Origin of the sequence: Streptacidiphilus sp. MAP12-33 (assembly GCF_041261265.1) — a bacterium.
Taxonomy (GTDB): Bacteria; Actinomycetota; Actinomycetes; order Streptomycetales; family Streptomycetaceae; genus Streptacidiphilus.
Window position 1 is genome coordinate 1 of sequence record NZ_JBGCCA010000052.1, and the last position, 24,018, is coordinate 24,018.

Below are 24,018 nucleotides of genomic sequence, written 5' to 3' on the forward strand. Positions count from 1 at the left end.
CAGGGGCGCGGGGGGGGGCCCCCCCGCCGCGCCCCCCCCGGGGGGGGGGGGCCCCCCCCCCCGGGGGGGGCGCGGCGGGGGGGGGGGGGGGGGCCCCCCGGGGGGGGGGGGGCCCCCCCCCCCGCCCCCCCCCCCCCGGGGGGGGGGGGGCGCGCCCCCCCCCCCCCCACCCCTCTCGCGTTGTGGCTCAGTCCTCGCCGAGGTACGCCTTGCGGACGGACTCGTCGTGCAGCAGGTCCGCACCGGTGCCCGACAGCGAGATCTTGCCGATCTCCATCACATGGCCCTGGTCCGCCAGCGAGAGCGCGGCCTGGGCGTTCTGCTCGACCAGCAGGATGGTCATGCCCTGGTCGCGCAGCTCGACGACGGTCGACATGATCTTCTGCATCATGATCGGGGACAGGCCCATGCTGGGCTCGTCCAGCATCAGCAGCTTGGGCTGCGACATGAGCGCGCGGCCCATCGCCAGCATCTGCTGCTCACCGCCCGACAGGGTGCCCGCCGCCTGCTTGCGGCGCTCGCCCAGGATCGGGAAGAGCGCGTAGGCGCGGTCAATGTCGGCCTGGATCCCCGCCGCGTCCCGGCGCAGGAACGCGCCGAGCTGGAGGTTCTCCTCGATGCTCATCCGGGCGAAGATGCGCCGGCCCTCGGGCGAGTGGGCCAGGCCCATGCCGACGATCTTGTTCGCGGCCGTGCCGTCGATCCGCTCGCCGTTGAAGCGGACGGTGCCGCCCACCGGCTTCAGCAGCCCCGAGACGGTGCGCAGCGTGGTGCTCTTGCCCGCGCCGTTGGTACCGATGAGCGTGACGATCTGGCCCTGCTCGATCGAGAAGGAGATGCCCTTGACGGCCTCGATCTTGCCGTAGGCGACGCGGAGGTCCTCGACCTCAAGGAGCGCGGTCACTGGTTCTCCTCCGTGCTCTCCGTGCTGGTCGTGCTCTCCGTGCCGGCCTCGGCGCCGTCCATGGGGGTGCCGAGGTAGGCCGCGATGACGCGCTCGTCGCTCTGGACGGTCTGCGCGTCGCCTTCGACCAGCTTCTTGCCCTGGACGAGCACGGCCACCCGGTCGCACAGGTTGAAGATGAACCGCATGTCGTGCTCGATGACGAGCACCGCGATGCCGCGGTCGCGGATCGCGAAGACCAGCTCCTCGGTGGCGCGGGTCTCCTGCGGGTTCATGCCGGCCGTCGGCTCGTCGAGCAGCAGCAGGCCCGGCTCGCTGGCCATGGCGCGGGCGATCTCCAGCTTGCGCTGCTCGCCGTAGGGCAGGTTGCGGGCAAGCATGTCGCGCTTGTCCGCCAGCCCGACGAACTCCAGCAGCTCCATGGCCTTGGCCCGGGAGTCCGCCTCCTCGCGGTGGTAGCCGGGGCCGCGCAGGATCGCGGAGACGATGCCGACCTTGGTGCGCGTGTGCCGGCCGACCAGGACGTTCTCCAGCACCGTCATGTTGTGGAACAGACGGATGTTCTGGAAGGTCCGGGCCATGCCCGCCTGGGTGACCTTGTGCGGGGTCGGCGGCAGGATCTGGCCCTGATAGCGGACCTGGCCCTCCGTCGGCACGTACAGGCCCGTCAGGCAGTTGAAGAAGGTGGTCTTGCCGGCGCCGTTGGGGCCGATCAGACCGATGATCTCGCCGGTGTTGACGGTGAGGTCGACGCCGCCGACGGCGGTCAGGCCGCCGAAGCGCATGACGACGTCGCGCGCCTCCAGCAGCGGCGTCCCGGCCGCCGGGGCGGCCGCGGGAACGGTGGTGGTCTCGGTGGTCATCTCGTTCACGCCCCCGCGGTGCTGAGCTGGGCCGCGGGTGCTTCCTCGGCCTCGTGGAACTCCAGCTTCCGGCTCTTGCTCGCGATGATGCCCTCCGGCCGCAGCCGCATGAACAGGATCAGCGCGACACCGAAGATGAGCAGCTCGTTGCTCTGGAGGAACGTCAGCTTCTGCTGGAGCAGGTAGAAGAGTGTGGCGCCGACGATCGGACCGGAGACGGTGCCCATGCCACCGATGACGACGGCGGCCAGCAGGAACGCGGAGTTGGGAGGCACCGGCCCGGCGAAGACGAACGGGTCGGGCACCACGGAGAAGTTGACGTGGGCCATCACCGTTCCCGCGAGGCCGGCCAGGGAGGCCCCGAGCGCGAAGGCCAGCAGCTTGAACCGGAAGCCGTTGATGCCCATGGCGGTGGCGGCGGTCTCGTCCTCGCGGATGGCGACCCAGGCGCGACCGATCCGCGAGTCCGCGGCCCGGCTGAACACCAGCATGATGATCGCCATGATGATCAGCATCAGCCAGAAGTAGTTGGCGAACCGGCCGATGGTCGCACCCAGGATCGTGTGCGGGTTGCCGAGGTTGAACCCGAGGATGCTGAGGTCCGGGATGTTGACGATGCCGTTCGGGCCACCGGTGACGTTCGGGCCGGAGACACCGTCGAGGTTCGACACGACGATGCGGAAGATCTCTCCGAAGCCCAGGGTCACGATGGCGAGGTAGTCGCCGCGCACCCGCAGCGTCGGCGCACCGAGCAGCACACCGAAGATCCCCGAGACCGCAGCGCCGGTCAGCGCGGCGGCCCAGAAGGGGAAGGTGGCGTGGACGGAGGAGGTGACCGCGCCGGAGACCAGTGCCGCCGCGTACGCGCCGACCCCGAGGAAGGCCACGTACCCGAGGTCCAGCAGACCGGCCAGGCCGACCACGACGTTCAGGCCGAGCGCGGTCGCCGCGAAGATCAGCACGTTGACGCCCAGAGCGGCGTCGGCGTCGCTCTGCTGGACGAACACGAAGGCCGCGGCCGTGAGGAAGCCGAGCACCGCCGCGACGGCGCGGTTGCGGTCGAACACCTCGGTGGCCCGGCGCAGCAGCCCGGACTGGGACAGCGCCCAGAAGCCGAAGCAGAGGACCGCGAGGAAGCCGACGAACAGTTGCCCGTACGGCGTGTCCACGCCGTAGGCGAAGACCTCCAGGGCGATCGCCAGCATGACGACCATCAGCACGACGTCGAGCGCGACCGGCAGCCGCTTGGCCGCCCGCAGCGTCGGGGTCGGGCCGGTGTAGCGGCTGAGCACGATGCACAGACGGGCGATCAGGACCACGCCGGCGCCGGCCATGACGAGGCCCGAGGCCCCGTTGTCGGTCACGTGGAGCAGGTAGCCGACGGCGAGCAGGCCCGCGCCGCCGCCGAGGGTCTGCAGCCACTCGGCGCGCGTCGGCGCGCACGTGGTGGCCCCCGGCGCGCGCGGCAGGCCGAGCGTGCCGACCAGGGCGACCAGGCTCGCCACGCCGGCGATCCAGCCTCCGCTGGTCAGGTTGACCAGCCCGTGCAGCTGTACGGCGATGGCGATCAGGGTGAACCAGGTGACCGCGACGCCGCCGACCGCGAACAGCAGCGTGGCGTTGCCCGGGTTGCCCGGGGCCAGCACGCGCAGGCCCGGGACCGCGGCGAGGACGCCCATCAGGGCGGTGAGCACACCAGCCGTCAGGGTCAGCCACTGCAGGCCGCCCGGGTAGCCGTTGATGGTCAGGTCGCCGGGGAAGGACGAGCTGTAGGTCCAGGCGAGGAAGGCGGAGACGGCGGTGAACACACCGCCGCCGATGGCGAGCCCCTGGGCCACGACGACAGGCATGCGCAGGGCGGGGCGGAGCGCTGCCCCGTCGGGCAGCTCGGTGGTGAGGGTCTTGGTGTCGGTCATGCTGCTCACGCCCTGTCCGCGACGCGCTCGCCCAGCAGGCCCTGGGGCCGGAACATCAGGACGAGGATGAGGATGACGAAGGCCCACACGCCGGACCAGTCCTGGCTGCCGAACTGGCTCATGCCGGGGATGTACTGGATGTACGCGGCGGAGAGGGTCTGGGCCAGGCCCAGCACCAGGCCGCCGAGCATGGCACCGTAGATGTTGCCGATCCCGCCGAGCACGGCGGCCGTGAAGGCGAACAGGCCGTTGAGGAAGCCCATGTTGTACTCGATCTGGCCGTAGCGCAGACCACTCGAGACGCCGGCGATCGCGGCGAACACGGCGCCGATGGCGAAGGCGATCACGATCACCTTGTCGGTGTCGATACCCATGAGCTTGGCGGTGTCCGGGTCCTGCGCGGTGGCCTGCATGGCGCGACCGGTGCGGGTGCTGCGCACGAAGTAGGCCAGGAAGAGCGTCGAGAGGACCGCAGCGACCACAACGAAGATGTCAGCGGACTGGAAGACGACGGAGCCCACGTGGAACGGGCCGCCCGGCAGCGAGGGGAAGACCCGCGCGGACTTGTTGCCGGGGAAGCCCCAGACCAGCTGCTGCAGGAAGATGGAGAGGCCGATCGCGGTGATCAGCGGGGCGAGACGGGGAGCGTTGCGCAACGGCCGGTAGGCGAAGCGCTCCGCGAGGACGGCGACGAGCGTGGCGGTGGCCACGCCTCCCACGATCATCAGCGGCAGGGCGATCCAGATGGAGACACCGGCGCCGAGCTTGCTGTAGACGGCCAGCGCACCGAAGGCGCCGGTCATGAAGATCTCGCCGTGGGCGAAGTTGATGAGCTGGATGATGCCGTAGACCATCGTGTAGCCGACGGCTATAAGCCCGTACATGGCCCCGAGAAAAAGGCCGTTGGCCAGGTTTTGCGGCAGTTCGTGCACCGCAGGCCTCCGTTGTGGTTCGGATATGGAAACGCGCGGGGGCGCAACGGTGTGCTGCGCCCCCGCGCGGGCAGGGTCTGCGGTACGTCAGCCGGTGAAGGTACCGGTCTTGATGGTGGCCCACTGGCCGCTCTTGACGCCGTACACGGTGAGCTGCTTGTTGGTGGCGTCGCCGTACTGGTCGAAGGAGACCTGGCCGGTCACACCGGCGAAGCTGACCTGGGCCATGGCGGCCTCGATGGCCTGGCGCGGGTTGGCCGGCAGCTTGCCGCTGTTCGCCGCGGCGACGGCCTTGACGGCCTCGATGATCGACCAGGCGGAGTCGTAGGAGTAGCCGCCGTAGGCCGCGTACGGGTCGGCGTAGCCGGCCGCCTTGTAGTTGGCGATGAAGGTCTTGGCGGAGTCGAGGGTCTCGACCGGGGCGCCGACCGAGGTCGCGAAGTCACCCTCGGACGCGGTGCCAGCCAGCTTGATGTACGTCGGGTCGTACATGCCGTCGCCGCCGATGACGGGGATCTTGTCGCCCTGCTGCTTCAGCTGCTTGGTCAGCGGGGCGGCGTCCGGGTACTCGCCACCGAAGTAGACGAAGTCCGCGCCGGAGGCCTTGATCGCGGTGACGGTGGAGGAGTAGTCGCTCGCGCCGCTGGTGACGTGGTCCTGGCCCGCCACGGTGCCGCCGAGCTTGGTGAACTCGTCCTTGAAGGTCGCGACGAGGCCGACACCGTAGGTCAGCTTGTTGTCGACGAGGAAGACCTTCTTCTTGTTCAGCGTGCTGTACGCGAACTGGGCGGCGAAGGGGCCCTGGATGGCGTCCGTGGTCGCCGTGCGGAAGTAGGACTTGAACTGGCGCACCTTGGTGCCGGTGCCCCAGTTCGGGCCCTGGGTGAGCGCCGGGTTGGTGTTGGCCGGGGAGACCTCGACCAGGTTGGCGTTGTCGAAGATCTTCTGCATCGAGACCGCGACACCGGAGTTCAGCGGGCCGACCACGCCGACGACGCTGTTGTCGGCGACCAGCGTGGTGGCGTTCTGCTGGCCCTGCTGCGGGGAGGCCTTGTCGTCCGTCGCCTCGATCTTGAACGTGATGCCCGGGACCTCGTTGGTCTTGTTGGCGGTGTTGACCGCCAGGTCCACGGAGTTCTTGATGCCGAGGCCCAGGGCGGACAGCGGGCCCGTCAGCGGGGCATCCACGCCGATGGTCACCGTGGTCGCGGAAGACGCACTGCTGGAGCCGCTGGCGCCGGAGGCAGCGCGGGAACCGCAGGCGGTGAGGGTGAGCGTGCCGGTAGCCGCGATGGCGGTCAGCACGAGCAAGGAACGGTTGCGCACGGAGAGTCCTTCCACTGGCATGAGGGGTAGCCCGCGCGAAGGCCCCGACCTTCTTAACCATGGCGCGGTAACTGGCCGTGACTTTAAAGCTCCGTTGCGCTCCGCCGGGAGCGGTTGTCTCGCTATGTGATGGGGTTGTTATGTGCTGAGGAAGATTTGAGCCTTCACGCTCGACGGCAGGCGGCGGTCATGGCGTGGTGAAGGTCGGCGGTGTATCGGTCACCGAGTATTTCGCTTTCCTGCCCCATTGCGCGGATGTTACGGAACGTAACGTCTATGAAAGGTAGTTCGTCGTTCACCGGGATGTGCGAGCAATCGGTTGCGGTGGCGATGAGCCGAATCCGCCGACTTTGTCCGGGTTGCACCTCGACCGGCAGTGACGGTTCCGTACGCAGTGTCAAGCCCGAGTACTCAAAATGGATCTGAGTGACCGTCACAGCAGCGGCGTCATCGTCCCGAACGGAGATCACGAACTCGTCCGGGTGCGTACCGAGGCCGTCGTAGGTGACGGTGGAGCGCAGGGCGGGCCACGGGGTCGGTGCCGGAGGCGCGGGTTGAGGCAGCGTCAGATAGCGTGCCAGAGCGGCCGAAACGGCGACAAGAAGCCCGATACCGACCAGTGCGAGCCGACGCTTCGGGCTCTGTCGCCGACACCAGCCGCGCGGGCTGCGACGGTCACGGTCGTTGGCTTCCAGGATCTCGACCCGCCCCGCCCCGGACTCTCCCGCCATGCGGGCCAAGGTGCCCGCAGACAATGCGTGGCAAACACCTCGGGGGCGCGAGGAACCGCGAGACAAGCCACCGATGAGCAGATGGTCCTCAACGCGCAGGGCCATCCGCCTTGGGCGGGTTGCCCGCGCGGTTCCTCGCGCCCCAGGTAGTACAGCTGCTAGAGGTCGCGCAGCATGCAGGTCAGGCGGCAGCTGGTGATGCGGCGGCCCTGGTCGTCGGTGATGGCGATCTCGTACGTCGCCGCGGTGCGGCCGCGGAAGACGGCCGTCGCGACGCCGGTGACCAGACCGGAGGTCGCGCTGCGGTGGTGGGTCGCGTTGAGGTCCACACCGACCGCGTACCGGCCGGGGCCGGCGTGCAGCATCGCGCCGACCGAGCCGATGGTCTCCGCCAGCGCCGCGGACGCGCCGCCGTGCAGGAGACCGTACGGCTGCTGGTTGCCCTCGACCGGCATCGTGCCGACCACGCGCTCGGGCGAGGCCTCGACGATCCGGATGCCCAGCTTCTCGCCGAGGTGCCCGCCGGAGAAGGTCTCGGGGGTCACCCCCAGCTTCGCGAAGTGGTCCAGGACGTCCTGCGGGACGTTCAGCTGGATCGCGGCCTGCTCGGAGGCGGACTGCTCGGGCTGCTGGTCGGCCATGTTGCTCCTGACGCCGTCGTCGTGCGAGATCCGTGCGATCGTACGACGCGGGAGTGGGCCCGGCCGATGTGACGCAGGTCGCTCCAGCAGAACTGTCGGTGCCGGGCCATAGGATTCCAACGGCAGCAGCAGGACAGTCGGCGACGCGTTGGGTGGCGGAGTATGGCAGGCAGTAAGGGTACGACCGGCGGGGGCAAGGGGCGGCTGCTCCTCATGGACGGCCACTCCATGGCCTACCGCGCCTTCTACGCCCTCCCCGAGGAGAACTTCTCCACCGCCACGGGCCAGCCGACCAACGCGGTCTACGGCTTCACCTCCATGCTCGCCAACATCCTGCGCGACGAGAAGCCCACCCACTTCGCCGTGGCCTTCGACGTCTCCCGCAAGACCTTCCGGGCCGGCATCTACCCGGAGTACAAGGCCACCCGCTCCGCCTCGCCCGAGGGCTTCCGGGGCCAGGTCGAGCTGGTCTCCGAGCTGCTGGACGCGCTGCACGTGCCGCACCTGCGCTCGCCCGAGTACGAGGCTGACGACATCATCGCCACCCTGGCCACCGCCGCCGCGGCCGAGGGCTACGAGGTGCTGATCCTCACCGGCGACCGCGACGCGCTCCAGCTGGTCAACGACCACGTCACCGTGCTCTACCCGACCAAGGGCGTCTCCGAGTTCACCCGCTACACCCCTGACAAGGTGTTCGAGAAGTACGGCGTCACCCCCGCCCAGTACCCGGACCTCGCCGCTCTGCGCGGCGACCCGTCGGACAACCTGCCCGGCATCCCCGGCGTCGGCGAGAAGACGGCGGCCAAGTGGATCAACCAGTACGGCAGCTTCGCCGAGCTGGTCGCCCACGCCGACGAGGTCAAGGGCAAGATCGGCGAGAAGCTCCGCGGCGGCCTGGACGACGTCAAGCTGAACCGCGAGCTCACCGAGCTGATCCGGGACGTCGAGCTGCCGCTCGGCCTTACCGACCTGGTCCGGCAGCCCTACGACGTGCCGGCCACCACGCTGCTGCTGGACACCCTGGAGTTCCGCAACCAGCAACTGCGTGACCGCCTCTTCGCCGTGGACCCGGGCGCGGGTGCCGCCGAGGCGGGGGCCGCTGCCGAGTCCGCGGCCGGGCCGGGCGTGGAGATCCACGGCGCGCTGCTCACCGAGGCGGGCGCGCTCGCCGCCTGGCTGGCCGAGCACGCGGCCGAGGCGCGGATCGGCCTGGCGGCCGACTACAAGTGGTCGCTGGGGGAGGGCCACGTCACGGCCGTCGCCCTGGCCGTGGAATCCGGGCCCGCCGCCTGGTTCGACCCGACCTCGCTGGCCGAGGCGGACGAGCGGGCGCTGGCCGCCTGGCTCGCCGACGCGTCGCGGCCCAAGGCGCTGCACATCGCCAAGCAGGTGCAGCGCGCCTTCGCCGAGCACGGCTGGGAGATCGCCGGGGTCGAGGCGGACAGCGCGCTGGCCGCCTACCTGGAGAAGCCGGGCCGCCGCACCTTCGGTCTCGACGTGCTCGCCGAGGAGTACCTCGGCCGTACCCTCGGCTCCGCCACCGCTGCCGACTCCGGCCAGCTCGCCTTCGGCGACGAGGCCTCCGAGGACGACGCCACCGCGGCCGCCGCCGAGTTGCTGATGGTCGAGGCGCGCACCGTGCTGGATCTCGCCGAGGTGCTGGAGGCCCGCCTGGCCAAGGACAGCGCGCTCGCGTTGATGCGCGAGCTGGAGCTGCCCATCGCCGAGCTGCTGGCCCGGATGGAGCGCACCGGCATCGCCGCCGACCGGGAGTGGCTGGCCCAGCTGGAGATCCAGTTCGGCTCCGCCGTGCAGCAGGCGGTCAAGGAGGCCCACCACGCGGTCGGCCACGAGTTCAACCTCGGCTCGCCCAAGCAGCTCCAGGAGATCCTCTTCAACGAGCTGGGCCTGCCCAAGACCAAGAAGATCAAGACGGGCTACACCACGGACGCGGACGCGCTCACCTGGCTGGCCGGCCAGACCGAGCACGAGCTCCCCGTCATCCTGCTGCGCCACCGCGACCAGGCCCGGTTGCGGACGACGGTCGAGGGCCTGATCAAGACGATCGGCGCGGACGGCCGGATCCACACGACCTTCAACCAGATGGTGGCCGCGACGGGCCGTCTGTCGTCCACGGATCCGAACCTGCAGAACATCCCGGTCCGCACCGAGGAGGGCCGGATGATCCGCCGCGCCTTCGTCGTCGGCGAGGGCTACGAGACGTTGCTGACGGCCGACTACAGTCAGATCGAGCTGCGCGTCATGGCGCACCTCTCCGAGGACGCGGGCCTGCTCGCGGCGTTCGCCTCCGGCGAGGACCTGCACACCACCGTCGGCTCCTACGTCTTCGACGTCGCCCCCGACGCGGTCGACGCGGAGATGCGCCGCAAGGTCAAGGCGATGTCGTACGGGCTCGCGTACGGTCTGTCGGCCTTCGGCCTCTCCCAGCAGCTGGGCATCGAGACGGCCGAGGCGCGCCGCCTGATGGACACCTACTTCGAGCGCTTCGGCGGCGTGCGGGACTACCTCCAGCGCGTGGTGGAGGAGGCCCGGGGTACCGGCTACACCGAGACCCTGCTCGGCCGCCGCCGCTACCTGCCGGACCTCACCTCCGACAACCGTCAGCGCCGCGAGATGGCCGAGCGGATGGCGCTGAACGCGCCCATCCAGGGATCGGCGGCGGACATCGTCAAGATCGCGATGCTCAAGGTCGACGCGGCGATGCGGGAGGCGAGGCTGGCCTCGCGCATGCTGCTTCAGGTCCACGACGAAATCGTCCTGGAGATCGCCCCGGGCGAGCGCGGCTCCGTCGAGGACCTGGTCCGCCGCGAGATGGCCGGCGCGTACCCGCTGCGTGCGCCGCTGGACGTCTCGGTCGGCGCCGGCCGCAACTGGGAGGACGCGGGCCACTGAGGCGCGTAGCGCCTTTCAGGGGCGCGGGGAACTGTGCGAGCAACCCACCCGAGGCGGATGGCCCTGTGCGCTCGGGAGCTGACTGCATGTCGGTGGCTTGTCGCGCAGTTCCCCGCGCCCCTGGGTAGTGCACCTACGTGTCCGCGCTCATCCGATGGGCCAGCCAGACCGGCACCGCGGCCAGCACGATGAGCGCGGAGGCGCGACGTCCACGACCGGGCCCTGGTTGGGGCGGGCGAGGTTGTCGAAGATCCAGAGCGGCAGGGTCTGGGTGCCCGGGCCCGCGGTGAAGGTGGTCACCACGATCTCGTCGAAGGAGAGCGCGAAGGCCAGCAGCGCCCCCGCGAACAGCGCTCCGCGCACCGCCGGCAGGGTGACGTACCAGAAGGTCTGGAACGTGTGCGCGCCCAGGTCCGCGGAGGCGTCCTCGCTGGTGGAGGCCAGCCGCCGCAGGCGGGCGGAGACGTTGTTGAAGACCACGACGATGCAGAACGTCGCATGGCCGACGATCACGGTGAACAGTCCGAAGCCGATGCCCAGCGGCGTGAGCACCGTCCGGAACGCCGCGTTCAGGGCGATGCCGGTGACGATGCCGGGCAGCGCGATCGGCAGGATCAGCAGGAACGACACCGCCTGCCGCCCGAAGAACCGGTAGCGCGTCGCGGCGAACGCGGCCATGGTGCCGAGCACCAGCGCGACGCCGGTCGCACCCAGCCCTGCCTTCACCGTCCACAGCGCCGACCGCAGCCCCGGCTCCTGCCAGGCCGCCTGCCACCACCGCAGACTGAACCCGGTGGGCGGCCACGCGAACGAGCGTGAGGCGTTGAACGAGTTCAGCAGGACCACGAGCAGCGGCACGTAGAGCACGGCGAGCCCGAGCACCATCGCCAGACGCAGCGCGATCCTGGCACGGAGGTTCAGATGCATCAGAGGTTCTCCAACGCGCCGGTGCGGCGCACGGCCAGCAGGTAGCCGACGATCAGCAGCACCGGGACGCACGAGACCGCCGCCGCCATCGGGAGGTTGAGCGTCACGTCGGAGGCGATGACGGTGCCCAGCATCTGCGTCGTCCCGCCGACGATCTGAACGGTGAGGTAGTCGCCGAGGCTGAGCGAGAAGGTGAAGATCGAGCCCGCCAGCAGCGCGGGTTTGGCCAGCGGAAGGATCATCGACCGGAACGTGCGCCACGGGCGGGCCCCGAGATCGGTGGAGGCGTTCAGCAGGCTGTCCGGCAGCTGCGCGAACGCCGCGTACAGCGGCAGCACCAGGTACGGCAGCCACAGGTACCGGGCGTGGATTGTGCGCCCGTACAGTCGCGGCATGCCGGTGCGGTTGGGGGAACTGCTCGCGGAGCGAGGGCTGGGTCTGCGTGCCCTGACGGACGACTCGGGTGTGGGTCGTCCGGTCAGCTGGGCCGTGCCGTCCGAACTCGCCGATCCGACGCCGTGGTTGGACGGCGGCGAGCTGGTGCTGACGACCGGGCTGCGGCTGCGCTCCCGGGCCGTTCAGGAGGCCTTCGTCGACCGGCTGGTGCTGGCACGGGCCAGCGGGATCGGCTTCGGAACAGGGCTCGGGCACGACCGGGTGCCACGCGCCTTGGTGGCCCGCGCCCGGCCGGCGGCGCTTCCGGTGCTCGAAGTCCCCTACGAGACACCGTTCGTCGCGCTCGTCCGGTTCGTCGCCGAGCGGCTGGAGCTGGAACGGCGGGCGGCGACCGACCCGTCGGGGCGGCGTGGCCCGTTGGGCCGGGTGCTGTCCGAGGTGCTGTCCGGCGGCTTCGACGAACCCACCGCGGAAAGGGTGCTGGCCTGCCACGACATCGACCTCGCGCGACCGCACCGGGTGGTGCTGGGCGCCTGGTCCGCGACCGGGCGTGAGGCCGAGGCCCGGCTCGCGGCGCTGCCGTGCCGGTCGGCCGCCGCCGTGCTCGACGGTGCGCTGGTGGTGGCGGCGCCAACGGCGCTGGCCGAGGAGGCGGCGGCAGGGCTGCGCGAGGCGCTGGGCCGGGACCCGCGCTACGGCGCGGGTGCCGACGTCGCCCTCGGGCCGTCGGGCACGGGCGCGCGGGGCCTGCGGGTCGGCTACGCGGTGGCCCGCGAGCTCCTGGGCCGCGGGCGGCGCGGGAGCCCCGGAGGCCCCCGGCTCGCCGAGCTGCTGGCCGCGCAGAACGACCCCTCGGTCCGGCAGTTCGGCCGGCTCCTGCTGGAACCCCTGGTCCGCTTCGACAGCGAGCACCGCGCGGATCTCGTGGGCACGCTGCGCCGCTAGCTGGAGACCGACGGATCGGTGCAGGCGACCGCGGAGGGGCTGTTCGTCCACCGCAACACGGTGCGCTACCGCCTGTACAGGATCGAGGAGCTGACGAACCGTTCGCTCGCGGTGACGGCCGACCGCGCCGAGCTCTGGCTGGCCCTGGCGGTCACCTGACAGCCGGCGATACGCCCGGCGAGACGGGCAGCGAGACAGCCAGCGAGTAGAACTTGTTCTCATTTGGGGTGCGCGACGCTACGGTGCGCATCTGTCCGGCGACCGGAGGGAGCGGGAGACGTGCGTGTGCTGATCGCCGCGGCCGTGGGGGCCGCCGTCGCCGTGCTGGTGGGACTGGTCGCCGTGCCGCTCGCGGACCAGAACGGGCCGACCTCGCCCAAGCCCCTGCTCACCGGCGCCCCGGCGCATCCCTGACGCGCACCACCTGGCGCGCGTTCCCGACGAGAGGCGGCGGCATGAGGCAGCGACTGGCCCTGGTCCTGGTGGCGCTCTCGGCGTTCCTCGCCGTGCTCGGGGTGATGCTGCGCTGGTGGGTCTACCCGCACGTGGTGGCCGTGCCCGACAACCAGTACCAGGCCGTCGTTCTGGAGGCGGACGACGCCACCCTGATCGACTACAGCAAGATGACGGGCGTCCCGCACCAGCACGTCACCATCGTCGAGACCCTCAAGGGCGACGCGGCGGCTGCGCAGGCGGAGAAGCGGCGCACCGGGCGCGACGTGGTGGTCTGGGACGCGCTCTCCTACGTGCTCGGCAACGACGGCAAGCGGCTCTCCGCGATCCCCGAGATCTACCCCTTCGACGCCCGTACCCAGGAGCCGGTGCACTGCTGCGGGGAGAACGTCGACGGGCAGTCGCTCAGCCGGATCGGCATCGAGTACAAGTTCCCGTTCAACACCCAGCCCCACGACTACCAGTACTTCGACCCGCAGACCCGTACCTCCGCGCCGATTCACTACAAGGGGACCACCACCCTCGACGGATTGACCGTCTACTACTTCGAGCAGACGATCCCCTGGATGCGGGTGCCCTTCCCCAAGGCCATGCCGGAGGGTGTGGCGATCACGCCCCAGCAGATCGACAGTCTCGGCTACCAGCGCTGGTACACCACCGTCCGCAAGTTCTGGGTCGATCCGCTCACGGGCGCGCCGATCAACGGCGAGGAACTGCACAACGAGCAGCTGCGCATGCCGGCGAGCTCCGGGTTGGCCCCGGTGACGATCTTCTCCGGCGACGTGAAGATCCGCCCCGACTACCTGGCCGCGACGGTGGCCCTGGTCAAGAAGGAACGGGGTCTGTTGCTGCTGCTCCACGACGACCTGCCCGAGGGGCTGGCCGTCGCCGCGGTCGGGGCGTTGGCCCTCGCCTTCGTGGTCGAGGGCCGAGCCCGTCGTCGCCGGGTGGCGCAGTCAGTCGCGCACGCAGACGAAGATCGCGGTGCCGGGGAAGTGGCGTCCGCGCAGGGGGCTCCAGCCGCCCCATTCTGAGGTGAGGCCTTCGGGCCACTCCGGCTCGACCAGGTCCAGCAGTCGGAAGCCGGCCCCCGTCAGTTCGCGCACCCGGTCGCCCAGGGTGCGGTGGTGCTCGACGTAGACGGCGGCGCCGGTCTCGTCCTGCTCGACGTAGGGCGTGCGGTCGAAGTAGGAGGCGGTCGCCGTCAGTCCCTCCACGCCGGGCTCGTCCGGGAAGGCCCAGCGGATCGGGTGGGTGACCGAGAAGACCCAGCGGCTTCCGGGCTTCAGCACCCGGTGCACCTCGCGCATCAGCCGGGCGGTGTCGGCGGCGAAGGGGACCGCGCCGTAGGCGGAGCAGGCCAGGTCGAAGCTGCCGTCGGCGAAGGGCAGCACGGTGGCGTCGGCCTCGACCAGCGGCACCGGCGGGCGCTCCGACTGCTCGTCGATCCGCCGCGCGTGCTGGAGCTGCCGGTGGGAGAGGTCGAGCGCGACCGGGAGCGCCCCCTGGTCGGCCAGCCAGCGGGAGCACTGCGCCGCGCCGGCGCCGATCTCCAGTACCCGGGCGCCGCGCAGGGCCGCAGGGTCGCCGAGGAGCCGGGCGTCGGCCTCGTCCAGGCCCTCGGGGCACCAGGTGAAGCGGGCGTCGCCGAGGAACGCGCCGTGTTCGAGCTGGTACTCGTCGGCGTTCCGGTCCCACCAGCCCCGGTTGGCCCGGCTGCTCTCGTCGTCGCCGGCCTCGCGGCGGAGCGCCTCGGAGTCGTCCTCGGCGCTGTCGTCGTCCACGTCGTCGTGGGGTGTGTCATCGATCATGTCGTCGATAGCGTAGCCTTGGCGCCGTAGCAAGCGAGGTCAGCGCGTGGCCTAGCGGAATGTCCCGATCGGGCGATGTGTCACCATCCGTCCGGGCTGTTCCCGCAGTGCGGCTTCCGCATTGACCGTGCATGGCTGTCCCCGTATGCTACAAGTTGCGCTGCGGGCCTGCGCGCCTCGGACGGAGCAGGTCGCGCTCGCATCTGTTGAAGACTTCACGGACCGTGCTTTCAGGCTCTCTTCTGCGTGCACGTCAATGTGGCGTCCTTGGTGGAGCGAACACGGGTCCCCGGCGTGGTAGTACCTACGACTTCATGTCCGTACCGGAGCCCCTTTCCTAATGACGAGCAGCACCGAGGCCCCCACCACTCCCCAGGTTGCGGTCAACGACATCGGCGACGCCGAGGCATTCCTCGCAGCGATCGACGAGACCATCAAGTACTTCAACGATGGTGACATCGTCGAAGGCACCATCGTGAAGGTTGACCGTGACGAGGTGCTCCTCGACATCGGTTACAAGACCGAGGGCGTCATCCCGTCCCGCGAGCTGTCGATCAAGCACGATGTCGACCCGCACGAGGTTGTCGCGGTCGGCGACAGCATCGAGGCCCTGGTCCTCCAGAAGGAGGACAAGGAGGGTCGCCTGATCCTGTCCAAGAAGCGTGCGCAGTACGAGCGCGCCTGGGGCACGATCGAGAAGATCAAGGACGAGGACGGCATCGTCACCGGTACCGTCATCGAGGTCGTCAAGGGTGGTCTCATCCTCGACATCGGCCTCCGTGGCTTCCTCCCGGCCTCCCTGGTCGAGATGCGCCGCGTTCGCGACCTCCAGCCCTACGTGGGCAAGGAGCTCGAGGCCAAGATCATCGAGCTGGACAAGAACCGCAACAACGTGGTCCTGTCCCGCCGTGCCTGGCTGGAGCAGACCCAGAGCGAGGTCCGTCAGACCTTCCTCACCACCCTGCAGAAGGGTCAGGTGCGCTCCGGCGTCGTCTCCTCGATCGTCAACTTCGGTGCCTTCGTGGACCTGGGTGGCGTCGACGGCCTGGTGCACGTCTCCGAGCTGTCCTGGAAGCACATCGACCACCCCTCTGAGGTTGTCGAGGTCGGCCAGGAGGTCACCGTCGAGGTTCTCGACGTTGACATGGACCGCGAGCGCGTCTCCCTGTCGCTGAAGGCGACCCAGGAGGACCCGTGGCAGCAGTTCGCCCGGACGCACCAGATCGGTCAGGTCGTCCCGGGTAAGGTCACCAAGCTGGTTCCGTTCGGTGCGTTCGTCCGCGTGGACGAGGGCATCGAGGGTCTGGTCCACATCTCCGAGCTGGCCGAGCGCCACGTGGAGATCCCGGAGCAGGTCGTCCAGGTCGGCGACGAGATCTTCGTCAAGGTCATCGACATCGACCTCGAGCGTCGTCGCATCAGCCTCTCGCTGAAGCAGGCCAACGAGTCCTTCGGTGCCGACCCGATGGCGGTCGAGTTCGACCCGACCCTCTACGGCATGGCCGCGTCCTACGACGACCAGGGCAACTACATCTACCCGGAGGGCTTCGACCCCGAGGCGAACGACTGGCTGCCCGGCTACGAGAAGCAGCGTGAGGAGTGGGAGCGCCAGTACGCCGAGGCGCAGTCCCGCTTCGAGCAGCACCAGGCCCAGGTCGTCAAGAGCCGCGAGGCCGACGCCGAGGCTGCTGCCGCTGGTGAGGGTGCCGCTGTCGAGACCGGCGGCAGCGCCGTGTCCGGTGGCTCGTACTCCTCCTCCAGCGAGGAGTCCTCGGGCGCCCTGGCGACCGACGAGGCCCTGGCTGCCCTGCGCGAGAAGCTGGCGGGTGGCCAGAGCTGAGGCTCTGCCCCACGTGCTAGTCGCTAGCGTCTGACGAACCCCCGCCCGGGGAACCGGGCGGGGGTTCGTTCGTTGCCGGAGGTTTAACTCCAGCTGACGACTATGGCGCAGCCCATACCGGAAGCCTCTACCGATCAAGGGACAACTCGGTCACCGTGGACTGAGTTGCCCTGAACGGAAGCAGGCCGTCCACATGCACGAGACCCCCACGAAGCTCCGCGGTCCTTTCGCGGCGCTCGGCCGGTTCAGCTTCCGTCACCGTCGCTGGGTGGCGCTGGCCTGGGCCGTGCTGATCGTGGTCGGTCTGGTCTTCGGCACCAAGGTCTTCAACGCCGCCGCCCCCTCCGCCAAGGCCGCCGGCTCCGAGTCCGCGACCGGCTCCGCGCTCCTGTCCCAGTACGGCGGCGGTGGGGACTCCCTCCAGGCCCTCGTCAGCGGCAAGTCCCCCGACGACGCGGCGGTGAAGTCCGCCGTCGCCTCCGCCGAGAAGGACCTGCGCGCCCTGCCTGGCGTCTCGTCCGTCAGCGACACCCGCGCCCAGAACGGCACCTCCCAGATCGTCTCCGTCCAGCTGAGCGACCCCAAGGCGCTGAACCGGGCCGGCGCGGTGCTGGACGGCATCGGCCCGAAGAGCGGCACGACCGTCAAGCTCGGCGGTGACCAGGTGCTCCAGCAGCAGGTGCAGGAGCAGACCAAGTCCGACACCGAGACCGGTGAGATGGTCGCCCTGCCGATCACCCTGGTGGTGATGGTGCTGATCTTCGGCGGTTTCATCGCCGCCGGACTGCCGCTGATCGGCGCGATCGGCTCCGTCGCCGGAGCGCTGCTGGCCCTGCTGGGCTTCACCCAGATCATGCCGATGGACACCAGCGTCCTGCCGATCACCACCGTGCTCGGGCTCGGCCTCTCCATCGACTACGCGCTGCTGGTCGTCAACCGCTTCCGTGAGGAGCGCAGCAAGGGCGCCACCATCGAGCAGGCCGTGGAGCGCACGAGCGCCACCGCGGGCCGCACCATCGCCTTCTCCGCGCTGACGGTCGCCGTCGCCCTCTCCGGCCTCTTCGTCCTCACCAGCCCGATCTTCCACGCGGTCGCCGCCGCCGGCGTCAGCGTCGTCGTCATCACCGTGCTCTCCGGGCTGACGCTCGTCCCCGCGCTGCTCGGCTTCGCCGGCAAGAAGATCAAGCCGCCCAAGCAGGGTGTCCGGGACAAGGGACGCTTCGCCTGGGTCGTGCGCAAGGTCCGCCGGCGCGCCATGCTCGTGGCACTCGGCACCGTCGCCCTGCTCATCGCGGCCGCCGCGCCCTTCTTCGGCGCCCACGCGCAGAGCCTGAGCACCGAGACCCTGCCCACCAGCTTCAGCAGCCGCGCCGTCGCCGACACCATCGCCGCGGACTACCCGACGCTCCAGAACCCCGACGTCACCGTGCTGGTCAAGTCCGACCCGACGGCCGCCGCCGACTACGCCAAGAAGATCTCCGACCTGCCCGACGTGAAGTCCGCGGCGGTGACGCAGTCCGGCGGCAGCGGCTCCTCCGCCTGGTCCGCGGTGGGCGTCCACGTGGACGGCTCCCCGCAGGGCGCCACGGCCCAGCACGTCGTGGGCGAGCTGCGCGCCGACCGCGCCGGGCTGACCACCTACGTCACCGGCGACGCGGCGAGCGTCGTCGACTTCCAGCACGAGATTTCCACCCGCGGCCCCTGGGCGCTGGGCCTGATCGTGGCGGCGACGTTCGCGCTGCTCTTCCTGATGACCGGATCGGTCGTCGTCCCGATCAAGGCGCTGGTGATGAACCTGCTCTCGCTGGGCGCGGCGCTCGGCGTGATGACCCTGGTCTTCCAGGGCGGCTGGTTCAGCGGGTTCCTCGGCTTCACGCCCACGGGCGGGCTGGAGGCGTGGATCCCGGTCCTGGTCTTCGTCTTCTCCTTCGGCCTGTCCATGGACTACGAGGTCTTCCTGCTCTCCCGGATCAAGGAACTGCACGACGAGGGCTACTCGTGCGCACGCTCGGTCGAGCTGGGCGTGCAACGCAGCGGCCGGATCATCACCTCGGCGGCGGCGCTGATGGTGATCGTCTTCCTGGGCTTCTCCACCGGCAAGATGCTGGACATCAAGGAGATCGGGCTGGCCCTGGCCGTCGCGGTCCTCGTGGACGCGACGCTCGTGCGGATGCTGCTGGTCCCGGCGACGATGTCGATGCTGGCCCGGGTCAACTGGTGGGCTCCGCCCTTCCTCCGCCGCCTGCACGCCCGCTACGGCTTCAAGGAGCACACGGTCCTGCCCCCGCTGCCCGTCGCGGTCCTGCCGGAGCAGCGGGCGGACGTCGCACTCACCCCACCAGGGGCGCGGGGCTCCGACACATCCGGCTCCGCCGCGGGGGCGCGAGACACCACTGACGAGCGGATGGCCCTGAACGTTCGGTGATGTAGCTCCCGGGGTGGCTTGTCGCGCAGTTCCCCGCGCCCCTGGAGAGTGCAACTGACTGCTAGGTTGCATGCCATGGTGAAGGTGGGTTTGACCGGCGGTATCGGTGCGGGCAAAAGCGCCGTCTCGGCGCTGCTCGCGGCGCACGGTGCTGTGATCGTCGACGCGGATCTGATCGCCCGCGAGGTCGTCGCGCCCGGCACGGAAGGCCTCGCGGCCGTGGTCGCCGAGTTCGGCGACGGGGTCCTCGCCGCCGACGGTTCACTCGACCGGCCGGGGCTCGGTGCGATCGTCTTCGCCGATCCCGAGAAGCTCGCGGCCCTGAACGCGATCGTGCACCCCCTCGTCGGCCGCCGCTCCGCCGAGCTGGAGGCCGCCGCCGGGCCTGAGGCCGTGGTCGTGCACGACGTCCCGCTGCTGGCAGAGAACGGGCTCGCGCCGTTCTACGACCTCGTCGTGGTCGTCGACGCGGCCGACGAGACGCGGGTGCGCCGCCTTGTCGAGCTGCGCGGGATGAAGGAGGAGGACGCCCGGGCGCGGATGGCCGCCCAGGCGAGCCGGGAGGCGCGCCTCGCCGTCGCGGATCTGGTGATCGACAACGACGGTCCCCTGGAGCGCCTCGCTCCCCAGGTCGGCGACGTGTGGGAGAAGCTCGTCGCCTACCGGCCCGAGGCCTGACCGGCCGGCCCGGCCTGAACCCGGAGCACGGTCACCGTCGGCGGGAACTGCGCCAGGACCGTGCCGGGCGGCAGCTCCGCCGGGGTGCCGGCGAGGCTCACGCCGACCACCAGCTCGCCGCGGCGCATCGTCAGCCAGCGGCCGTCCTCGTCGGACCGCACCCGCACCGGGCCGGATGCGAGCGGGCGCAGCCGGATCAGGCGGCGGTACCAGTCCAGCAGCGTGGCGTGCGGCTCCTGCCCTGGCTGGTTCCAGTCGAGCTGCGAGGCGAGGTACGTCGACTCCGCCTGCGGGTCGGGGATCTCCTCCGGCTTCCAGCCGTGCTCCGCGAACTCCCGGCGGCGGCCCTCGCGGACCGCCTGGGCGAGGGCCGGGTCCTGGTGGTCGGTGAAGTACATCCACGGCGTCGTCGCGCCCCACTCCTCGCCCATGAACAGCATCGGCGTGAACGGCGCGAGCAGCGTCAGCGCCGCCCCGGCCGCGAGCAGGCCGGGGGAGAGCGATGCGGCGAGCCGGTCGCCGCGGGCGCGGTTGCCGACCTGGTCGTGGGTCTGGGTGTAGCCCAGCAGGCGGTGGGCCGGGGTGCGCGACGCGTCGATCCGACGGCCGTGGGTGCGGCCGCGGAAGCTGGACCAGGTGCCGTCGTGGAAGAAGCCGTGGGAGAGCGTCTTGGCCACCGCAAGCAGCGGGCGCTCCGCGAAGTCGGCGTAGTAGCCCTGCCCCTCGCCGGTCAGCGCGGCGTGCAGGGCGTGGTGGAAGTCGTCGCTCCACTGGCCGGCGAGCCCGATCCCGCCGGCCTCACGGGCGGTGACCAGACGGGGGTCGTTCAGGTCCGACTCGCCGATCAGGAACAGCGGCCGGCCGGTGCGCTCGGCGAGCTCGTCGACACCGGCGGCGAGCTCCTCCAGGAAGGTCAGCGCGCGGGTGTCGACCAGGGCGTGCACGGCGTCGAGCCGTAGTCCGTCGATCCGGTAGTCGCGCAGCCAGGCCAGCGCGCTGCCGATGAAGTAGGCGCGCACCTCGTCCGACCCGGGTGCGTCCAGGTTCACCGCCGCGCCCCAGGGGGTGTGGTGACGGTCGGTGAAGTACGGTCCGTAGGCGGGCAGATGGTTGCCGGACGGGCCGAGGTGGTTGTGGACCACGTCCAGGACCACGCCGAGTCCGAGCGCGTGTGCCGCGTCGACCAGGCGCTTGAGCGCGTCGGGGCCGCCGTAGGGCTCGTGCACCGCCCAGGGCGCCACCCCGTCGTAGCCCCAGCCGTGGCGGCCGGGGAACGGGCAGACGGGCATCAGCTCGATGTGGGTGACGCCGAGCTCGACCAGATGGGGGAGGCGCTCCACGGCCGCGTCGAAGGTGCCACCGGGGGTGAACGTCCCGACGTGCAGCTCGTACAGGACCGCGCCGTCGAGCGACCGGCCCGGCCAGGCGGCGGTGCGCCACTGGAACGCGGCGTGGTCGACGAGCTGCGAGAGCCCGTCCGGCCCGTCCGGCTGCCGGGCCGAGCGCGGGTCGGGCCGCGTCGGTCCGCCGTCCAGGCGGAACCCGTAGCGGCTGCCGTGCGGATCCGCCGCCACCCCGGCCTCCCACCACCCGGGACGCGCCTGGTCCGGCCGCATCGCGTGGACCGCCGCGTCGACCTCCACCTCGACGCCGGAGGCCTCGGGGGCCCAGACGGTGAAGCGGTGCGGGCGGCGGGCGGTGGGCTGAGCGGGAGTCGGCATACCGGAGGTCCTACCCGCCGGGGGCGGCCGGGCATGCGCCACGCGTGGCCCGGTCCGCCGGGCGGCGGTAGCGCGTCAGCCGCGGCGCAGCAGCGCGACGGGCCGACGGGCGAGCAGGTCGGCGAGCCGGACCGCGCCCGTGCAGCCCCCGCCGTCCGTCAGCAGGTTCGTCCAGGAGCCGTCCGGGAGCGAGAGTGCGGCGTCGCGCCAGCCCCCGGCCTGTTCAAGGCCGTGGGGGAGACGGGTGACGACGGTCAGCAGCTCCTCGCCGCGGAGGAAGGCGAGCGCGTGCGGGGAGGGTGTCGGCCAGACGGCGTAGGACGCCTTGGGGTCCAGGCGGGCTCTGGCCAGCAGGGCCGTCCGGGTGAGCGCGGCCTTCTCGGCGGCGGGGGGCGCTGCGGCTTCAAGGCCTCCCGGCGGAAAGCTCACGACACTGCGGTTGTCCGGGTCGACCAAGGTGTGGAGCGGGAACTCGCTGCCCTGGTACAGGTCCGGCGCGCCCGGCATGGTCAGGTGCAGCAGGGCCGCGCCCAGGGAGTTGGCGCGAGCGTGCGGGGCGAGGCGCTCCACGAACGCGCCGATGCGGGCGGCGAGTGCCTTGTTCGCGGGTATGGAACGGGCCAGCGCCTCGACCGCACGCTCGTAGCCGGGGTCGGGGTCCGTCCAGGTGGTGTGCAGCTTGGCCTCGCGGACGGACTTGAGGGCCACCTCGGCAAGCCGCTCGCCGTCGATCGGCCACGCGGCGAGCGTCGTCTGCCAGATCAGGTCCTCCGCTGCCCGGTCCTGCGGCAGCCCGCCGCCCGGCACCAGCGCGGACCAGGCGGTGCGCTCGGCGAGCCATTCCTCGGGCAGCTCGGCCAGCACCGCCAGCCGGGCGCGGGCATCCGCGCTGCGCTTGGTGTCGTGGGTGGACAGCGCCGTCATGGTGCCCGGCCACTCGTCGGCCAGATGGGCGCAGAAGGTGTGGAAGTCCTCCGGGCTCAGGCCCGGGTGGGCCGGGTCGCCGCCGACCTCGTTGAGGGAGAGCAGTGGGTGGTGCCGGTAGTAGGCCGTGTCCTCGACGCCCTTGGCGGCGACCGCCGCGGCCGTCTGGGCGAAGCGGGCGCGCAGCGACGCGGGGGAGCCCGGGTCGATCAGCAGCTCCCTGACGAGCGCGGCCGTCCCGGCGAACACGGCGGGGACGAGCGCCTCGTCCGGCGCGGCCCGCAGCGCGGCGATGTCGGCGTCCGGCAGCGGCTCGCCCGGGACGGGGTAGGGCCGGTAGCGGGGGAACCCGGCGAGCAGGCCCGCGACGGCCTGACGCACGGCCCACGCCGGATGATCGCTCCTGGCGCTGTCGCCCGCGCAGGTTTCCTGCACCTCGCGCACCAGTCGCTCCACCTCCGCGTCCAGCTCGCCCTGCGGGCGCACCAGCTCCGCCTTGCCGCGCAGCCCCGCGCCCGCCGCACCGCCCGCCGGCGGGCGCAGCGCCCGGCGCACACCGTCCGCGTCGGTCAGCACCCCGTCGATGTGCCGCAACGCGTCGTAGCCGGTCGTGCCCGCGCAGGGCCAGTCGGCCGGGAGGCGCTCCTGGCCCGTGAGGATCTTCTCGACGACGACATGGGCCCCGCCCGTGGCCTCGCGCAGGCGCCGCAGGTAGCCGCGGGGCTCGGCCAGGCCGTCGGGGTGGTCGACCCGGAAGCCGTCCAGCACGCCCTCCCGGTGGAGGCGGACGAGCAGGGCGTGCGTGGCCTCGAAGACATCCGGCAGCTCGACGCGGACGGCGATCAGCTCGCTGACGGTGAAGAAGCGCCGGTAGTTCAGCTCGGTGCGGGCCAGCCGCCACCAGGCGGGCCGGTACCACTGGCGTGCCAGCAGCTCGGTCAGCGGGAGCTGCTCCGTGCCCGGGCGCAGTGGGAAGACGTGCGGGCCGCTGCGCAGCACCGGCTCGTCCCCGTCGGGCCCGCCGCCCGAGGCCACGCTGAACCCGCCGTCCGCGAGGACGGCGCCGAGCCGGTCGCCGAGCACCGGCAGCAGTACCCGGCACGCCTGGGCGGGCCAGTCGATGTCGAACCAGGCGGCGAACGGCGACCGCGGGCCCTCGCGCAGGGTGCGCCACAGGGCGCGGTTGAGATGCAGCGGGGTGGGCGCGGCCATGTGGTTGGGCACGATGTCCGCGATCAGCCCCAGCCCGTGGGCGCGCGCACGCGCGGCGAGCGCGCGCAGGCCCTCCTCCCCGCCGTGGTCGGCGCTGATCCGGCCGTGGTCGACGACGTCGTACCCGTGTCGGGAGCCGGGCACGGCCTGGAGCACGGGGGAGAGGTGCAGATGCGAGACGCCGAGCCCCGCCAGGTACGGCACGGCGTCGGCGGCCTCCCCGAACCCGAAGCCCGGCTGCAGTTGCAGCCGGTAGCTGGCCGTCGGTGGACGTCGCTCGGCGGTCGTCATACCTACACGCCTACCCCATCCGGCGTGGTGCCACGACTGGGGCGGGGCCTTTAGGGGCGCGGGGAACTGCGCGACAAGCCACCCACGCAGCTGCTGGGCCGAACGTGCAGGGCCATTCGCTCGTCGGTGGTGTCTCGCGCTCACGCGGCGGAGCCGCATATCAGCAGAG

Annotated in this window: 18 protein-coding genes and 2 pseudogenes; 8 read left to right on the plus strand and 12 right to left on the minus strand. The window is 71.2% G+C overall.

Annotation, left to right across the window (positions count from 1 at the left end; all coding sequences use genetic code 11):
- Positions 1-187 precede the first annotated feature (187 nt).
- The 7 genes from ABH931_RS36445 to ABH931_RS36475 all read right to left on the minus strand — a co-directional run bounded on the left by ABH931_RS36445 (position 188) and on the right by ABH931_RS36475 (position 7,313).
- Positions 188-904 carry an ABC transporter ATP-binding protein gene (locus ABH931_RS36445; RefSeq protein WP_370123475.1) on the minus strand — a complete coding sequence of 239 codons (717 nt, stop codon included), beginning with the start codon at positions 902-904 and terminating at the stop codon, positions 188-190.
- The gene (locus tag ABH931_RS36450; protein WP_370123609.1) at positions 901-1,767 is read right to left on the minus strand and encodes an ABC transporter ATP-binding protein; all 867 of its coding nucleotides are present in this window, start codon (positions 1,765-1,767) and stop codon (positions 901-903) included. Before ABH931_RS36450 ends, ABH931_RS36445 begins: the two co-directional genes overlap by 4 nt.
- A 5-nt stretch (positions 1,768-1,772) precedes the next feature.
- Positions 1,773-3,683: a branched-chain amino acid ABC transporter permease gene (locus tag ABH931_RS36455; RefSeq protein ID WP_370123478.1), complete on the minus strand. Its 1,911-nt coding sequence runs from the start codon at positions 3,681-3,683 to the stop codon at positions 1,773-1,775.
- A 5-nt stretch (positions 3,684-3,688) separates the two neighbouring features.
- Positions 3,689-4,615, minus strand: a complete 927-nt coding sequence (locus ABH931_RS36460; RefSeq protein ID WP_370123481.1) for a branched-chain amino acid ABC transporter permease — start codon at positions 4,613-4,615, stop codon at positions 3,689-3,691.
- An 87-nt stretch (positions 4,616-4,702) separates the two neighbouring features.
- Positions 4,703-5,941 (minus strand): branched-chain amino acid ABC transporter substrate-binding protein, encoded by a 1,239-nt coding sequence (locus tag ABH931_RS36465; protein WP_370123484.1) that lies wholly within the window; start codon positions 5,939-5,941, stop codon positions 4,703-4,705.
- A 164-nt stretch (positions 5,942-6,105) separates the two neighbouring features.
- Positions 6,106-6,672: a hypothetical protein gene (locus ABH931_RS36470; RefSeq protein WP_370123488.1), complete on the minus strand. Its 567-nt coding sequence runs from the start codon at positions 6,670-6,672 to the stop codon at positions 6,106-6,108.
- Between the two features lie 158 nt (positions 6,673-6,830).
- Positions 6,831-7,313 carry a PaaI family thioesterase gene (locus ABH931_RS36475; protein WP_370123491.1) on the minus strand — a complete coding sequence of 161 codons (483 nt, stop codon included), beginning with the start codon at positions 7,311-7,313 and terminating at the stop codon, positions 6,831-6,833.
- A 162-nt stretch (positions 7,314-7,475) separates the two neighbouring features.
- Between ABH931_RS36475 and polA the strand changes: the two genes are divergently transcribed.
- The gene (gene polA / locus ABH931_RS36480) at positions 7,476-10,226 is read left to right on the plus strand and encodes a DNA polymerase I (RefSeq protein WP_370123493.1); all 2,751 of its coding nucleotides are present in this window, start codon (positions 7,476-7,478) and stop codon (positions 10,224-10,226) included.
- A 133-nt stretch (positions 10,227-10,359) separates the two neighbouring features.
- Here the strand turns inward: polA and ABH931_RS36485 are convergent.
- Positions 10,360-11,153, minus strand: a pseudogene (locus ABH931_RS36485) (ABC transporter permease).
- A pseudogene (locus ABH931_RS36490) lies at positions 11,153-11,512 on the minus strand (ABC transporter permease); the annotation flags it as partial. The pseudogenes ABH931_RS36490 and ABH931_RS36485, both read right to left, overlap by 1 nt.
- A gap of 34 nt (positions 11,513-11,546) precedes the next feature.
- On the opposite strand from ABH931_RS36490, the gene ABH931_RS36495 reads away from it, so the two are divergent.
- The 4 genes from ABH931_RS36495 to ABH931_RS36510 all read left to right on the plus strand — a co-directional run bounded on the left by ABH931_RS36495 (position 11,547) and on the right by ABH931_RS36510 (position 13,981).
- Complete coding sequence (locus ABH931_RS36495) at positions 11,547-12,494, plus strand: PucR family transcriptional regulator ligand-binding domain-containing protein (RefSeq protein ID WP_370123496.1); 948 nt, start codon at positions 11,547-11,549, stop codon at positions 12,492-12,494.
- Positions 12,495-12,653, plus strand: coding sequence for a helix-turn-helix domain-containing protein (locus ABH931_RS36500; RefSeq protein WP_370123612.1), 159 nt, complete (start codon positions 12,495-12,497; stop codon positions 12,651-12,653).
- A gap of 120 nt (positions 12,654-12,773) precedes the next feature.
- Complete coding sequence (locus ABH931_RS36505; RefSeq protein ID WP_370123498.1) at positions 12,774-12,908, plus strand: SPW_0924 family protein; 135 nt, start codon at positions 12,774-12,776, stop codon at positions 12,906-12,908.
- A gap of 41 nt (positions 12,909-12,949) precedes the next feature.
- Positions 12,950-13,981 carry a DUF3068 domain-containing protein gene (locus tag ABH931_RS36510; RefSeq protein ID WP_370123500.1) on the plus strand — a complete coding sequence of 344 codons (1,032 nt, stop codon included), beginning with the start codon at positions 12,950-12,952 and terminating at the stop codon, positions 13,979-13,981.
- On the opposite strand, the gene ABH931_RS36515 is transcribed toward ABH931_RS36510, so the two are convergent.
- Positions 13,904-14,758, minus strand: a complete 855-nt coding sequence (locus ABH931_RS36515; protein WP_370123503.1) for a class I SAM-dependent methyltransferase — start codon at positions 14,756-14,758, stop codon at positions 13,904-13,906. The genes ABH931_RS36510 and ABH931_RS36515 overlap by 78 nt on opposite strands.
- A 340-nt stretch (positions 14,759-15,098) precedes the next feature.
- Here ABH931_RS36515 and rpsA point away from each other — a divergent pair, with 340 nt between their 5' ends.
- The 3 genes from rpsA (at position 15,099) to coaE (ending at position 19,701) form a co-directional block, all read left to right on the plus strand.
- Positions 15,099-16,598: a 30S ribosomal protein S1 gene (rpsA, locus tag ABH931_RS36520; RefSeq protein WP_370123506.1), complete on the plus strand. Its 1,500-nt coding sequence runs from the start codon at positions 15,099-15,101 to the stop codon at positions 16,596-16,598.
- 193 nt (positions 16,599-16,791) lie between these two features.
- On the plus strand, positions 16,792-19,023 hold the full coding sequence (locus ABH931_RS36525) for an MMPL family transporter (protein WP_370123509.1): 2,232 nt from the start codon (positions 16,792-16,794) through the stop codon (positions 19,021-19,023).
- 75 nt (positions 19,024-19,098) lie between these two features.
- Positions 19,099-19,701, plus strand: a complete 603-nt coding sequence (coaE, locus tag ABH931_RS36530) for a dephospho-CoA kinase (protein ID WP_370123511.1) — start codon at positions 19,099-19,101, stop codon at positions 19,699-19,701.
- On the opposite strand, the gene treZ is transcribed toward coaE, so the two are convergent.
- Together treZ and treY are read right to left on the minus strand one after the other, a co-directional pair.
- A complete protein-coding gene (gene treZ / locus ABH931_RS36535) occupies positions 19,683-21,422 on the minus strand; it encodes a malto-oligosyltrehalose trehalohydrolase (RefSeq protein ID WP_370123514.1) in 1,740 nt (579 codons plus the stop codon). The two genes, coaE and treZ, sit on opposite strands and share 19 nt — an antisense overlap.
- A 75-nt stretch (positions 21,423-21,497) precedes the next feature.
- Positions 21,498-23,849, minus strand: coding sequence for a malto-oligosyltrehalose synthase (gene treY / locus ABH931_RS36540; RefSeq protein ID WP_370123517.1), 2,352 nt, complete (start codon positions 23,847-23,849; stop codon positions 21,498-21,500).
- Positions 23,850-24,018: the final 169 nt, after the last annotated feature.